The organism is Flavobacterium limi (assembly GCF_010645075.1).
In the GTDB taxonomy this organism is placed as follows: Bacteria; Bacteroidota; Bacteroidia; order Flavobacteriales; family Flavobacteriaceae; genus Flavobacterium; species Flavobacterium limi.
Genome location: NZ_JAADZV010000007.1, coordinates 123,691 through 139,066, shown reverse-complemented (window position 1 = coordinate 139,066; position 15,376 = coordinate 123,691). Strand labels below are relative to the sequence as shown.

13 protein-coding genes and 1 tRNA gene are annotated in these 15,376 nt (G+C 34.4%); 9 read left to right on the top strand and 5 right to left on the bottom strand.

Annotated features, from left to right (window positions below):
- Positions 1-87: 87 nt before the first annotated feature.
- Positions 88-1,989, bottom strand: a complete 1,902-nt coding sequence (locus GXM16_RS15285; protein WP_163395356.1) for a S9 family peptidase — start codon at positions 1,987-1,989, stop codon at positions 88-90.
- Positions 1,990-2,258: 269 nt separating this feature from the next.
- On the opposite strand from GXM16_RS15285, the gene GXM16_RS15280 reads away from it, so the two are divergent.
- From GXM16_RS15280 to GXM16_RS15260, 5 genes are all read left to right on the top strand, one after another.
- Complete coding sequence (locus tag GXM16_RS15280; protein ID WP_163395355.1) at positions 2,259-3,371, top strand: NAD(P)/FAD-dependent oxidoreductase; 1,113 nt, start codon at positions 2,259-2,261, stop codon at positions 3,369-3,371.
- A 42-nt stretch (positions 3,372-3,413) separates the two neighbouring features.
- Entirely contained in the window at positions 3,414-8,297 is a 4,884-nt protein-coding gene (locus GXM16_RS15275; protein ID WP_163395354.1) for a T9SS-dependent choice-of-anchor J family protein, read from the top strand.
- Positions 8,298-8,346: 49 nt separating this feature from the next.
- Positions 8,347-9,114, top strand: a complete 768-nt coding sequence (gene mtgA / locus GXM16_RS15270; protein ID WP_167519874.1) for a monofunctional biosynthetic peptidoglycan transglycosylase — start codon at positions 8,347-8,349, stop codon at positions 9,112-9,114.
- Positions 9,104-10,060: a lipid A deacylase LpxR family protein gene (locus GXM16_RS15265; RefSeq protein ID WP_163395353.1), complete on the top strand. Its 957-nt coding sequence runs from the start codon at positions 9,104-9,106 to the stop codon at positions 10,058-10,060. The genes mtgA and GXM16_RS15265 overlap by 11 nt, the downstream gene beginning before the upstream one ends.
- Positions 10,061-10,173: 113 nt before the next feature.
- Positions 10,174-10,503 (top strand): YegP family protein, encoded by a 330-nt coding sequence (locus GXM16_RS15260; RefSeq protein ID WP_163395352.1) that lies wholly within the window; start codon positions 10,174-10,176, stop codon positions 10,501-10,503.
- Positions 10,504-10,695: 192 nt separating this feature from the next.
- Here GXM16_RS15260 and GXM16_RS15255 read toward each other — a convergent pair whose 3' ends face one another.
- On the bottom strand, positions 10,696-11,259 hold the full coding sequence (locus GXM16_RS15255; protein ID WP_163395351.1) for a DUF6642 family protein: 564 nt from the start codon (positions 11,257-11,259) through the stop codon (positions 10,696-10,698).
- A gap of 166 nt (positions 11,260-11,425) precedes the next feature.
- Between GXM16_RS15255 and GXM16_RS22685 the strand changes: the two genes are divergently transcribed.
- Positions 11,426-11,602 carry a hypothetical protein gene (locus GXM16_RS22685; protein ID WP_167519873.1) on the top strand — a complete coding sequence of 59 codons (177 nt, stop codon included), beginning with the start codon at positions 11,426-11,428 and terminating at the stop codon, positions 11,600-11,602.
- 45 nt (positions 11,603-11,647) lie between these two features.
- Here the strand turns inward: GXM16_RS22685 and GXM16_RS15250 are convergent.
- Positions 11,648-11,721: transfer RNA gene (locus tag GXM16_RS15250), tRNA-Ala, on the bottom strand.
- A gap of 105 nt (positions 11,722-11,826) precedes the next feature.
- On the opposite strand from GXM16_RS15250, the gene GXM16_RS15245 reads away from it, so the two are divergent.
- The 3 genes from GXM16_RS15245 to GXM16_RS15235 all read left to right on the top strand — a co-directional run bounded on the left by GXM16_RS15245 (position 11,827) and on the right by GXM16_RS15235 (position 14,045).
- Positions 11,827-12,591 (top strand): enoyl-CoA hydratase/isomerase family protein, encoded by a 765-nt coding sequence (locus GXM16_RS15245; protein ID WP_163395350.1) that lies wholly within the window; start codon positions 11,827-11,829, stop codon positions 12,589-12,591.
- A gap of 164 nt (positions 12,592-12,755) precedes the next feature.
- Entirely contained in the window at positions 12,756-13,208 is a 453-nt protein-coding gene (locus GXM16_RS15240) for a 6-pyruvoyl trahydropterin synthase family protein (protein ID WP_163395349.1), read from the top strand.
- A gap of 93 nt (positions 13,209-13,301) precedes the next feature.
- On the top strand, positions 13,302-14,045 hold the full coding sequence (locus GXM16_RS15235) for a UDP-2,3-diacylglucosamine diphosphatase (protein ID WP_163395348.1): 744 nt from the start codon (positions 13,302-13,304) through the stop codon (positions 14,043-14,045).
- Here the strand turns inward: GXM16_RS15235 and GXM16_RS15230 are convergent, their stop codons facing one another.
- Both GXM16_RS15230 and GXM16_RS15225 read right to left on the bottom strand, forming a co-directional pair.
- Positions 14,046-14,402, bottom strand: a complete 357-nt coding sequence (locus tag GXM16_RS15230) for a hypothetical protein (protein ID WP_163395347.1) — start codon at positions 14,400-14,402, stop codon at positions 14,046-14,048.
- A gap of 85 nt (positions 14,403-14,487) precedes the next feature.
- Positions 14,488-15,351 (bottom strand): carboxypeptidase-like regulatory domain-containing protein, encoded by an 864-nt coding sequence (locus GXM16_RS15225; RefSeq protein WP_163395346.1) that lies wholly within the window; start codon positions 15,349-15,351, stop codon positions 14,488-14,490.
- Positions 15,352-15,376 lie beyond the last annotated feature (25 nt).

Here is a 15,376-nt window from a genome sequence, read left to right as displayed (position 1 = left end):
TCAATATTTTCTGTTTTAAAAAGCCAAACTTTCTATAAAAAAAGCCACAGACTGTAAATCTGTGGCTAGAAATTTTTTGTTTATTTATTAAAGGGTTTCGTTTAGCCATTTAAAAAATTCGTTTTGCCAAACCTGTGCATTCTGAGGTTTTAAAACCCAGTGATTTTCATCAGGGAAATAAAGAAAGCGGCTCTTGATACCTCTTAACTGCGCCGCCTGAAATGCCTCCTGGCTTTGTCCGATTGGTACACGAAAATCTTTTCCACCCTGAATAATTAAGATAGGTCTGTTCCAGTTTCCAACTAAAGTCGCAGGATTAAATGTTGTATATGTTTTTTGTGCAGCGACATTGTCTTTTTCCCAGTAAGCACCGCCAAAATCCCAGTTGCTAAAGAAAACTTCTTCAGTGGTTCCAAACATACTTTGTGTATTGAAAACACCATCGTGGGCGATGAAAGTTTTAAAACGGTTTTTGTGAATTCCGGCCAGATAAAATACCGAATATCCTCCATAACTTGCACCTACGCAACCTAAACGGTTTTTGTCAACATAGTTTTCTTTGGCAATATCATCGATTGCAGACAGGTAATCGTCCATAACCTGACCCCCCCAGTCTTTACTGATCTGCTCGTTCCATTCTACACCATGGCCCGGCATTCCCCGACGATTTGGCGCCACAACCACATACCCTTTTGCTGCCATTAAAGAGAAATTCCAACGGAAAGAATACGATTGTGTCAACGGACTCTGAGGCCCTCCCTGACAGAACAATAGAGTAGGATATTTTTTTGAAGCGTCGAAATTTGGAGGCAAAATTACCCAAACCAGCATTTTTTTGCCGTCAGTGGTAGTTACGTAACGCTTTTGTGTTTTGCTCAGGGTTAAAGTTTTGTATGTTACTGTGTTTACATTCGATAATTGCTTCCAGGTATTTTTCTTCAGATTAAAAGAATAAATTTCTGAAGCATGATTCATGTCGGATCTCGTTACAATAATGTCATCGCCGGAGAAACCAACTAAGTCGTTTACATCAAAATCACCATTTGTCAATTGACGAACTGTAATTGCAATTCTGGTTACTCCCGGAAAGTTTACCGTAAAAAGCTGTTTTGTGCCGTCAATTGGAGCTACAAAAAATACTGTTTTCCCGTCTTTGCTCCAGATAAAATTATCTACAGTTCCGTTCCAGTTTGCGGTTAAGTTTTGTTTGGTTCCTTTAAACTCAACAATAATATCGTTTTTATCCGACTCGTACCCGTCGTGTTTCATTTGCAGCCATGATAAATTTCCTGTTGGAGAAAATTGAGGAGCGGTATCGTAACCCAAATTGCCTTCGGTTCTGTTTACTGTTTTTTGATTTTCTAAATTGTACTCATAAATATTGGTGTCAGTAGAAATTGCATAAGCTGTTCCGGCTTTTTTCTTGCAGACATATATAATACTTTTACTATCCGGTGACCAGATGTAATCTTCATCACCGCCAAAAGGTTTTTGAGGGCTGTCAAAATTTTCCCCCTTTAAAATATCAATTCCTGTTGCGCCATCTTTGTTTTCCTTATAAAAAACGTGATTAAATTTACCTTCGTTCCAGGTATCCCAATGGCGATAATCCAGACCGTCATAAATCTGAACTTCTGATTTGTCAAGATTCGGGTAGAAATCTTTTCCTAAAACCTTTTCCAGTTTTACTTCTTCATTGTATACCAAATATTTTCCGTCAGGCGAGATATTCTTGTCGGTCAGAACATCTTTAGTATCTTTAAGTTCAGTTGCATCTCCTCCCTTTACAGGCAAAATGTAAAATTTAGAATTCGATTTGTTTTCCTCAACAGAAGGAGTTGAAACTTTAAAAACAACATTTTTGCCGTCTTTTGAAAGTCCAAGTGGTGTTAGTCTTCCTAATTTCCATAGCAATTCCTGTGACATTACATTCTGTCCGATAGCGTTTAAACTCATCATTATTAAGGTTATAAATAATACTTTTTTCATAATAAAAAATCCTGATTTTTGTGGGGCTAAAAATACAACATTTAAAGCCGGGATAGTTAAATTTTAAACTCCAATTTTGAAAATTCCAAATTCCAAATTCTTTGCGAGAGTATAGTCGAAGGTTTTAATTCCTCTTAGTGATACGAAACTCTGGAGATTAAGTTTTTGGAATTTTGTCTAAAGATTGGAATTTGGAATTTAAAAAATTGTAATTTACCCCAAGATTGGGATTTGGAATTTAAGATATTGGAATTTAATAAAATGCAGAGATGGAGCTTAGTTATTGGGAACTAAAAAACTGGTTTACAAATGTAGACAATACCATAGTTGGGAGTGGGATTGTAGGACTTCATGCAGCATTACGCCTGCGCGAAAGATTTCCGGATGCAAAAATTCTGGTATTAGAAAAAGGAATACTGCCTCAGGGAGCCAGTACCAAAAATGCGGGTTTTGCCTGTTTTGGAAGTATTTCTGAAATAATGGAAGACTTGAAAACCCATACAGAAGAAGATGTAGTTCAGCTAATAGAAAAACGCTGGCAGGGATTACAATTGCTTCGAAAAAGGCTAGGAGATAATGCCATAGATTTCAGGCCTCATGGTGGTTATGAATTGTTTTTAAAAGAAGATGAATTTGGGTTTAATGAATGTATTTCTAAAATTCCTTTTATAAATGAAGTTTTGAAACCGCTTTTTAAAGCAGATGTTTTTACAAAAGAGATTGACCGTTTCGGGTTTGAAAATATTCAGGAGTATTTGATTTTTAATCCGTTTGAAGCGCAGATTGATACCGGAAATATGATGCAGGAATTACTGAAACAAGCTGTTGCTGCCAATATTTTAATTCTGAACCAGCAAATTGTAACTTCTTTTAGTGATGCCGGCAGCCATGTCGAAGTAGTGTTGAATGATTTTAGTTTTAATACTAAAAAATTACTTTTTGCAACGAACGGTTTTTCAAGTACATTAACCAATGGTGCTGTACAGCCTGCCCGGGCTCAGGTTGTAATTACGGAGCCTATTCCGGGGTTAGATATTAGGGGAACTTTTCATCTGGATCGCGGGTATTATTATTTCAGGAATATTGGCGACAGAATTTTGCTTGGCGGAGGAAGAAACCTGGATTTTGAAACAGAAAATACTACCGAATTCGGTCAAACCAAAATTGTGCAAAATAAATTGGAACATTTGCTGAAAAATGTAATTTTACCAAATCAGAATTTTCAGATCGCCCATCGCTGGAGCGGTATTATGGGAGTCGGAAACAGTAAAAAACCTGTTGTGTCGCAACTGTCTGATAACGTGTTTTGTGGAGTGCGTTTAGGCGGAATGGGAGTAGCAATAGGAAGTTTAATAGGAACAGAATTAGCAGATTTAATATAGCAACAATTTAACCAGACTAGTAATCTAAAAACAATCCAAAACATGCAAAAAACTAGACTTGTTGTTCTTTTTTCGATTTTTAACCTACTTTTTTTACGGGCAAACACAATTGCCGAAAACAAATTTGAAGAATCTAATTTTAATGTTACCGTTTCTTACACAGGAGATGTCGAGGTCAAATTTAATGATTATGATTACATGTCAACTTATGAATGGCAATTTGAATATGGTCCAATTGGCTTTAAATCCGGACAAGGTATCCTTACAACTGTTTCAGGAATACACTTTTATCGATTTAAGGTAAACCCTTTGTCTGGTTATGATTTTAGAGTTAGACAAAGATACTTGACTAATAATAATCTTGTGTGGACAGGCTGGTCTTCGGCAAAAACAATTTTCCCAACAAGTGATAAAGTTTTTTCGGTAGGATATACTACGAATTTTGATACTCAAAGTGAAACAAAATTAGAATGGAGGGGGTTAATTTATAAAAATTCTTCGAGTACTGCAGGGATCTATGAGACCCAAAACAATCATAGTGAGAATAATAAACCAGGATTTTCAATGAATATGACAAATTATAATTATGCGGATGGTTCTGAAATAGCTTTAGTATCTCCCAAATTTAATGATTTGGCAACCGATCGAAAAATAAAATTTTGGACCTATGGCTATGGACCTAATAGTGAATTGCTCGTCGGAACAATGACAAACCCAAATGATTTAAGTACTTTTCATTTGCTTTCAAGTGTAGAAAATACACAAGGGTATGGCTGGCAGCAGAAAACGGTATACTTCAATAATTATAAGGGCGGTGACCAATATATTGTATTTTTATTTAAAAAGAAATATTATAGTGCCAATGAGTATGTAAATATTGATGATTTTAGCTACGAAACAGCTGCTAATTGTTATGATCTGACTAATTTTTCGCTTACAAATTTAAAACAGAATTCGGTTCAGATAAATTTTGGTTCTCAAAACCAAAATGATTATGAAGTTAGCTTAACTAATGTTGTCCGTCGTACGACCGAAATTATAAAGATGCAGGGCAGTCCTTACACTTTAACAAATTTAATTGGGAATACAGACTACGAAATTAAAGTAAGGGCTCATTGTATTGATGATTTATATTCTAACTGGACAAAAACGATTAGTTTTAAAACCCCTTGTACTGTAATTTCTGGATATTACAGCACCTCGTTTGAAGGTACAAAATATGTTGATCCTTGCTGGAGTACAATTGAAAATAATTGCTTAGTAAGATCTAGTATGGAAAATCTGGGAGAAACACCAAAACTTATAGCGAAAACAGGTGAGGCAAGTATTAGAATGTCGAATTTTGTAGGGACTTTAAATGTAGACAAAGCTTATCTTATAACGCCATATATTGGAGACTTAGACGCTGATAAAAGAATAAAATTTAGTTTGATAACTTATAGTAGTGAGGAAACATATAATCGTACAAGTCTTACAATTGGGACAATGTCTGACCCTAAAGATGCCTCAACATTTGTAGCTTTAAAGTCGATTTTACCTTCAGAAATGAATGAACTTCAAAATGATAACAAATCTTCAGAATGGAAAGAGCATACCGTTTATTTAGATAATTATATAAAAAGCAATAATCATCATTACATTGCAATTAGGTATAATAATGAAGGCAAATCACAATTTAATATTGATGATTTTATATATGAGAAAGCACCTTCTTGTAATGAACCACTAAACCCAGCGACAGTTGATTTTGGATATGATTTTGCAATAGTAAAATGGGATAATTACAAAACAGCCTCAGAATGGCAGATCGAATATGGACCAAAAGGTTTTGAACATGGAAAAGGAACTATTGTCACTGCTGTGAGTTATCCTTTTAAGATTACTGAATCGATATTAGGGGGAACTGATTATGACTTTTATGTGCGTTCTAAATGTGGGAGTAATTACAGCCCATGGTCAGATAGGGGATACTTTAGAACAAATTGTGAAGGCTTCACGGCTGGATACACTGAAGGTTTTGAAAATTCTTCTTTTGAAAAGACAGGATGCTGGACAAGAATAGTGCCGTACTTTAATCAAAGATGGTATAATAAAAATCGTTACATTTCTGATATAATAGGAAATGCGGGGACTTTAACACACAGTGGTACAAAATCTGTTTGTGTAGCAAACCAATCAGATGATCCTTTTCCGGCTGGTAAAGGCGAAGATGCTGATCGTGTTGTATTGGTTTCTCCAAGGCTGAAAGATCTTGATCACTATAAAAAAATTGTTTTTTGGTTAAAAACCAGAGCAGGAATTTCAAAAAATCCAATAGAAGTAACTATCGGTACGTTAGCTGATTCTAGAGATTATAATACGTTTACGACCTATAAAATTTTAACTGTTCCTGTCGAAAATAATGATAAATGGATCAAATATGAAGTAGAGTTTTCAGATTACTACGGAACAGATAAGTTTGTTGGTTTCAAACATAGTTCCAAAAATCAGCGATTGGATTACTTTTATATTGATGATTTTGAATATGTTCAAAATGAATGTCCAAAATCCGGGCTATTAGGTGCCAGACAATCAGGCTCTGATAGCGCTTCTTTGGATTGGAGAGATAATAATACAAAAAAAATATCAGAAAGCTGGGATATAGAATATGGACCAAAAGGTTTTGCAGATGGTCAGGGAACTATTGTCAATGTGAATACTAACCCTTATAATTTGACAGGTTTAGCGCAAGGAATCTATGACTATCGTGTGCGTGCATATTGCGAAAAAACAATTGTAAGTGAATGGTCTGATCGTTATACCTTTAAAATTGGATGTACAGAAAAAGCACCGTTTATTGAGAATTTTGATCAATATCTGCCTTATAATGAAATTCCTGATTTTTGCTGGACTAAAAATAGTTTTATTGATACTCAGATCTACGAATATAACTTACCAAATATAACCAGTGCACCACATGTCTTTTATCTCCAAAACAATGAAGATACTGCACTTTTGGTATCTCCCTATTTAGATGATTTTGATCAAAATAAAAAAATTAAATTTTGGCTTAATCAGCAAATAACTAATGCCGATTTGAAATTTGGTAACTTGATTATTGGAACTATTAAGAATCCAATTGACATAAGTACTTTTGAACCTTATCAATATATTTCATTAGAAGAATTGAGAAATCTTCCTGTGTACGGAAAAGAAATAAATGTTGACTTTTCTGAATACAAAGGAGCTAATAAACAAATCGCTTTTAGATTTGTTGCCGAGAATTTAGAATTTCAAGCAACCAATCGAGTTTTAATCGACGATATTTATTACGATCACACTTTGTCATGCAAGGATCCTGTAGATGTTGTCTTTTCAAATATAAATAGTGAATCACTGCAAATAAACTGGACGTCTAAAAATCAAACTTCAGAAAAGGTCGAGATAGAATATGGACTGACAGGTTTTGTTCCGGGAACAGGTAAAATTGCTGTTGCCAATACAAATGAAATTAAGATTTCTCATTTAGAAGAAGGAACTTCCTATCAGTTTTATCTAAAAACAGTTTGTGATTCTGGAAATTCGATTGTCGTGGGGCCAAAGAAAATTGAAACTACCTGCAAAGGTAAATCTTTGCCGTGGATGGAAAACTTTAGTAATTTAGAAAATTATGGGGCAAATGTGTTGCCAGACTGCTTTAAGCTCTTGTATGGAGATCTGATATTAGAAAAGACTCCTGTTTCAGATAATTTTTATCGTTTTGGTCCAGATTATATACGTACCGGATATGATGATACAAGTTATCTGTATATAAGAGGGAGTCATCGCACAGAATTGATGACGCCAATGTTTTTTCTGACTGCCGGCACAACATACAAGTTTAGTTTAAAAGCCAGAAATGGATACGAGTACAGGACACAAGGAGTTGGCCTGTCTGTTGGAAGAGGACAGAATGACTACAATATGGAGACAAATATTTCCCCATCGGGTTCAGGAAGACTTACAGAATATAATTATACCGATCTTTATTATTATTTTACCCCTATGATTTCTGGTGATTATAGCTTTTTAATGGATTTTTCACACTCGGGCTCTCCTAATTTATTAGCAGATAAATTTGAATTAAAAGAAGGGTATAAAATGGCTGTGGATGGAAGTAAAAAATCAACTTTTTATGATTTCCAAAATGAAGTTTCAGATGATATTGTTTTAGAAGAAACTAGAGATTCTTATATTAGTGTTGAATCTGATAGTCAATCCATCAATAATAAAATTGTTGTGATGAAAGGGAATAGTGGTTCTGATGAGTGGGTAACTGCTTCTAATAACTCTGTTTCCGGAAAAATAACAGAAAATTCAAATTCGGTTTGGGAATTAAATCAAAGAAGTATTACAAAAGTAAATGCAAAAGTAGATGCCAAAAACGCAACTTCTTTATTTATGAGTTTTGATTTGAAACAGACTTTTGTTAACAGTAATACGGAATCGATGTTTAGGGTTGTTGTAAACGGAAACGTTTTAGGTACAATACTAAAACCTGTAAAAAACATTGGAGACAATTTTGAAAAATATATGTTTGACTTAACTGCTTATGTAGGTTCAGAAATTAGAATTTCGTTACAGCATATTGGAAAATCTTATTTAGGAGATAATGCATATTTAGACAATCTTAGCTTTGCTAAAACTGTCGAAAGTTTATCGATAGATGAAAATAAAATGACAGATTTTAAATATTATCCAAATCCATTAGAAAATATTTTAAATATAGAAAGTAATTCAATAATTTCGAATTTAGAAGTTTATGATGTAAACGGACAATTACTTTTTGAGAATAAATATTCAGATTTAAAAATATCAGTCGATTTTAAACGATTTTCAGCTGGTTTATATTTGATTGTTTTAAAAAGTGAAGAAAAGAAAGAAATTTTTAAAGTGATAAAAAAATAATTGTAAGCTCTAGTTTCGATGGTGCAATTAATAAATAGTATTCAACATAATGGCAGCCAAAAAACCAACACCCAAGAAACCAACCGCAGGTAAATCTAAACCTGCTTCTAAGAAATCAAACCGTTCTTGGGGGCAAAAAATAAAATGGTTTTTCATCAAAGCTGCTTTATGGTTTTTCGGAATTTCTATTGTATGGGTTGTAATTTTAAAATACGTTCCGGTGTTTTTTACACCACTTATGGTGATACGTGTAATAGAGAATAAAATGTCTGATAAAGAAGTGTATTTCGACCATAACTGGGAACCTATAGAAAAGATTTCCAAAAATCTTCAAAAAGCGGTTATTGCCAGTGAAGACGGAACTTTCTTGTATCACAACGGTTTTGATTTTAAAGCGCTTCAAAAGGCATATAAAAGCAATGAACGCGGGCGCAGGATCCGTGGGGGAAGTACGATTTCGCAGCAAACAGCCAAAAACGTTTTTCTCTGGCAGGGAAAAAGTTATTTCCGTAAAGGTCTCGAAGCCTATTTTACAGTTCTGATCGAAATTATCTGGGGTAAAGAACGTATCATGGAAGTTTACCTGAATAGTATCGAAATGGGAGATGGCGTTTACGGTGCTTATGCAGCAACAGAGTATTGGTATAGACGTGATGCTTCTAGTTTAACGCCAATGCAGGCTGCCGGAATTGCAGCCATTTTACCAAATCCACGTAAGTTTAAAGCAACAGGATCTTCAAGTTATATCAACAGAAGAAAAGAAAGAATCGTTCGTGAAATGCGTGCTGTTGGTAAAATAAATTATGATGGAAAATAGAAACATCTTTCTTGCATTGTTTCTGTTGATTTCTGTATTGACTTTTGGACAGGGAAGATCTAAAGAAATAGGTTTTATAACTGATAATGATTTGTATACTTCATTTAAAAATGACATGTATTATACCAACGGACTGGAAATTTTTTACCGGTTTTTGTCAAAAAATAACAATGCAAAAATTAATAAAAAAATTACCGAATTCAGGGTTGGACAATATATTTACAATCCGAGGTTTATAAACGAAGAAGCTGTTACGATAAACGATCGTCCGTTTACAGGTTATCTTTTTGCAGAGGCAGGACGCAGTTTTTTCTACCAAAGCGAATCGGTTTTTAAAACTGATTTTCAGATTGGTTTCATGGGGCCTAATGCTTTTGGTGAAGAAATGCAGGAAAGTTTTCATAAAATAATTGGATATAAAAAAGTGTATGGCTGGGAAAATCAGCTGCATAATGCGTTAGCACTGCAGGCACATGTTTTGTACTCAAAAAAACTTTTTCCCAAAAAGCATCACGATTTTACAGATTTCCATTTTCAGTCGGAAGCAAATTTTGGAACTATATTCACAGGAGTTTCTACAGGTTTTTTAGCCCGTTTTGGTTTTAAAAAGCTGCTGCCGGTTTACGATTCAAATCTGCACGATGCCTCTGTTAGTTTAGAGTCTCAGTATATTATTCGGGAGTTTTACTTTTATGCAATGCCAAGCGTGAATTACCAGTTTTATGATGCGACGATTCAGGGTAGTATGTTTAATGATACAAGTCCGCTGACTTTTGATCTGGAACCCCTGCGGTTTAATGCGGAGGCGGGTTTAAAATATCGTTACAATAATTTTAATATATCGTATTCATTCCTGTATCGAGGAAGAGAATTAAAAGATCCTGTTAATAATACCAATACGGGATATTTTTACGGTTCGATTCGTTTAGGATTCTTACTGAAATAGTTTATTAAAGAGATAATTTACGGTTAACCATAAAATTGTATTTCTAAGTTTTGTAATTTTATATGACGCAGTATAAAAAATGATTTCTAACCTCTAACTTAACGCAAAAGATCATGGGAAAATTTGTAATTACCAAAAGAGCCAATGGAGAATTTCAATTTAATTTAAAGGCGGGCAACGGTCAGACTATTTTGACAAGCGAAGGATACTCAAGCAAAGCAGCTTGTTTGAACGGAATAGAATCTGTAAAAACGAATTCTCAGGATGATTCTAAGTATGATAAAAAAGAATCTTCAAACGGGAAACCTTATTTTAATTTGAAAGCATCAAATGGGCAAAGTATTGGAGCAAGTGAAATGTACGAAAGTGCATCAGCAAGAGACAACGGAATAGCTTCTGTAAAAACTAACGCCCCTGATGCAGCAACTGATGATCAAGCGTAAATTTAATTTGAAATAATATAATTGGAAAGCTCTCGTAATTGAGGGCTTTTTAATTTCTTGAAAAATTAAAGTTCTAACCTAGCCCCGATAGCAGTGAAAATCCTTTTGTGCCGGAGTTCGGCATAAAAGATTGAAACGAATAGCGGGACAAAAGTTCTGTTTGAAAACAAAATATCTGCTCCCTAAAAAAAACTAATAATACAACCTGAAATCAAGAAGTTTACAAAGGTCATAATGCTTCTCGTAGAGGGTTTCTACGATTTCAATGAGATCATCTTCTTTCTGGCATAATTTGAAAAAAGCCTTATCAACAGAGCCGGTACTGGTAAATTTATTCGAAAAAGTTCCGTAGCCTGAAATGGCTCTTGCACCGGTGATGTCCAGGAAATACTGCGCTTCCTCTTCGTTGAGATCCAGTATTTTTGAATTGGCAAAATGCAGAATTTTACCTTTCATTTTTCCTTCAAAGATTTCGGCGATTTCTTCCAGGCTGTAATAGTAGTTATTGAGGCAAATGTTGTTGGCTTCGCCTTTCATGACCAGATAGATGATTTCGTAATCCTTGAAATTATGATCGTCATAGAGCAAAGTATTGAGGCTTTCTTCGAGTCCTTCAATCGTGTCACAGGTTTTATGAATACTTGAAATTCCCTGATTAAAGGCTAATTTTTCTAAGCTTTTAACTACTTCGGTAACGGTATCGTTTTCTATATCTGAAACACCTTCCAGACAGAAAATAAATTTATCAGAATCCATGACGATTGATTTTATTATAAGCGGAGAATTTTTCCCTGACAGCAATTTAAATATAATAGCCCGGATATAAAAGAAGCTCAGAGGAGTTTAACATAATGATGAGGTTTAACCTTTAGATAATGCGCTAAAATTTTAAAAGCTTTATTTTTAGGTTAAAATTAAAGTTATGGAAATCAATTGGATAGTAATTGGAGTTGTGGCTATAGTGCTAATTGTGTTGATTTTGGTTATGATTAAAAAAAATCAAAAGGAGAAAAAGAAATTAACGGAGTTTCTAAACAATGATTTTAAGAAATCTGAAGAAGACGAACCGGATTTTGAAGATACAGTTAATGAGAAGTAAAAAATAAACCCTTGCAAATTTGATTTTACAAGGGTTTGTAGTTTGTGGAGAATATCGGATTCGAACCGATCACCTCTACGCTGCCAGCGTAGCGCTCTAGCCAAATGAGCTAATCCCCCCATAGCGAGAGCAAATAAAGTCAATTAATTTACAAAAAACAAATTTAAGATACTTTCTGGTAAAATATTTTTCAAAAACGTAACTTTACTATTAAAACTAATTTTATGAGTTCTGAAAATTCAAACGGAAGCTTAGAAACTTCCTTTCAAAATACAGTGGCGACTATTCAGTTTGGTCACCCCGCAAGTAATTCTTTTCCACGCGAATTGTTAGATCGACTGACAGCCGAAATCAATTTATTGAGCCGAAATGAAAGTATTTCAGTTATTATTTTGCAAAGCGAAGGGTCAAAAGTATTTTGTTCCGGAGCTTCATTTGATGAGCTTCTGGCGGTACAAAATGAAGAACAGGGAACCGAATTTTTCTCCGGTTTTGCTCATCTGTTAAATGCCATGCGTAATTGCACTAAATTGATTGTTGGACGGGTACAAGGCAAAGCCGTTGGAGGAGGCGTAGGTATTATTGCTGCCTGTGATTATGTTCTGGCAACGCCGGAAAGTGCTGTAAAACTTTCGGAACTTGCTATCGGTATCGGACCGTTTGTAATCGAGCCTGCCGTTTCGCGTAAAATTGGTAAAATGGCGATGACCCAAATGACTTTGGCAGCGCACGAATGGAAATCCGCAAGATGGGCCTTGCAAAACGGACTTTATTCAGGACTTCACAACGCAGATTTACTTGATGCAGAGGTTCAAAATTTTGCTCAAAAACTCAGTTCATACAATCCCGAAGCTTTATTTGAAATGAAGAAAATTATATGGGAAGGTACAGAACAATGGGAATCTATACTTATTGAACGTGCTAAAATTACAGGAAAACTCGTTTTGTCTGATTTTACTAAAAAAGCTTTATTAGAGTTTAAGAAGTAGTTTTTTAAGGAGCTGATTCCTGCTCTCCGCTATATCTTTTGTGGCGAACCCCGCCACAAAAGGATGTCGCTGCGATTAGGGCTACAAACCGTAATTCAAGACCTTTTTCTATTAAAAGACCATTTCTCACATCTATTTCCTAAATTTGCAGAAAAAAACAACCGATGAGTAATATCAGAATTACAAAACAATTTAGTTTCGAAACCGGACACGCTTTGTACGGCTACGACGGAAAATGCAAAAACGTTCACGGACACAGTTACAAATTATCGGTAACGGTTATTGGTTCGCCAATTACGGACCGATCCAATGTAAAATTCGGAATGGTGATTGATTTTTCGGATCTAAAGAAAATTGTAAAAGAAGAAATCGTCGACCAGTTTGACCATGCAACTGTATTTAACGAAACGACCCCGCATATCGAATTGGCAAACGAACTGAAAAATCGTGGTCATCACGTAATTTTAGTAGATTACCAGCCAACCAGCGAAAATATGGTAATTGATTTTGCTAAAAGAATCATATCGCGCTTACCTGCCGGAATTTCACTTTTTTCACTAAAACTTCAGGAAACCGACTCTTCATTTGCAGAATGGTTTGCGTCTGATAATTTGTAAAAAAGTAAAATGTTCTCAGTAAAATGTGAAAAGCAATATAAAGCAAACATTTACATTTTACATCTCACAATCATATTTCACAATACACAATAAATGAAAAAAATATATTTTGCTTCTGATCAGCATTTTGGAGCTCCAACTCCCGAATTGAGTCTGCCTCGTGAAAAGAAATTTGTGGCATGGCTTGACGAGGTAAAAGAAGATGCCGAAGCCATTTTTTTATTAGGTGATCTATTCGATTTTTGGTTCGAATATAAAACGGTTGTGCCAAAAGGTTTTGTTCGTATTCTGGGAAAACTTGCAGAACTTCGAGATAGCGGAATCCCAATTTTTTTCTTTGTCGGAAACCATGATTTGTGGATGCATGATTATTTTGAAACCGAATTGAATATCCCGGTTTATCATGACAATAAAGAATTTACCTTTAGTGGAAAGACATTTCTCATTGGTCACGGGGACGGAAAAGGTCCCGGAGACAAAGGATATAAAAGAATGAAAAAGGTGTTTACAAATCCTTTTTCAAAATGGCTTTTTCGCTGGCTTCATCCTGATGTTGGTGTAAGTTTAGCGCAATACTTATCAGTAAAGAATAAACTGATTTCCGGTGATGATGATGTGAAATTTTTGGGCGAAGAAAACGAATGGCTGGTTTTGTATGCTAAACGTAAACTTGAAACCAAACATTACAATTATTTCATTTTCGGACATCGCCACCTGCCAATGATTATTCCGGTGGGAGAAGATTCACAATATGTAAATCTGGGTGACTGGATTGGTTATTTTACGTACGGTGTTTTTGATGGAGAAAGTTTTGAACTTAAAAAGTTTGAGAAATAATTAATTTCTACCAGCCCCATAAACATATTCATCCAGATCCAACCGGAATAATGTTCCTTCAATCAAATCTTTTATTGATTTTATTTCCTTCATAGAAACGGCTAAATCAACTTGAGATAAAGGTGTTTTGAGTAAAAATTTATGGCAGCTGTTTTTTAGCTGGCAGGATTCGCAACAAGTATTTTCTATAAGGCTATCCTCAATCAAATCACAAAACTGATTCAATTCGGCAATAGAAAGATAAAATCCGGTTTCCCTGAAAACCAATTGTACTTTATCTAAAATTGTTTTGTTTTCCTTTTTCCAGTAAAAAGATACTCCAAAGTTGTTGTAGTATATCTGTTCAATATCTTTCATTATAAAATCCTTTATTTCAACAAATATAAATATTATTTATATTAGTTCTAAATAAAAAACAATAATAAAAAATAAAATTTTCAGTTTACTGGCACATGGTGTTGAGGTAGAATGTCAGGCTTTGTCCGGTTTTGCTCCAATTGGCCATATTTCTTTCTCTGTAAAAACTATTTTCACTGAGAGACTTAGCGGTAGAAATAGAGAAAAATTTGCTTTTTTCGTTGGCTTTTATACTTTGAAGCCATTGAATAGTGACCGCAATATCCCCCATTTCTTTATACAGATAAATATCGTAAGGTTTTAGGTCAACTGAAAATAATCCGGTTTTTTTGTCCTTTACTTCAAAAATAATGTCTTTTTCTATTACTATTTTAGAAGGCAGGCCATTTTCAATTTTATAAAAATTCAATCTGAATTTAACCGATTTAAATTCGTTAGAAGTAATATTGAAATTGAAATCATTGACTTTACAATCTTTTTTGATTTGAAATTCCATTCCTCTTTCACGACTCAAATAATCATCGGCAGTTTTGTCATGAACTGTAAAAAAATTAAAATGCATAAGACTTAGACCTTTTGCACTTCTGCCAAATTGTTTGGGCTTAGGTTTTTTAAAAACTACGACAACTTCTTTTAATGTATTTTCAGAAGGTTTCATCTCAATAGTATTATGATCAGATTTCAGTTGACTAACCAATAATTTTTTCGTTTCAAAACCAATATGAGAAAATACAACAGTATCATTTGGGGCTACTTTTTCATTGAGTTTTAATTTGAAAATTCCTTTTTCGTTTGAAACTGTTCCAGCATTTTTATTCACGATTCCTATATTTACATAAACGAGTTCTTCGTTGTTTTGAGCATTTTTTAGTTTGCCTGAAATTATCGATTCTTGAGCAGATATGATAAATGTAAAAAGAATGGAAAATAGGGTTGTAAGATATTTCATTTGCTTTTTTTAATAAAGAAATGAA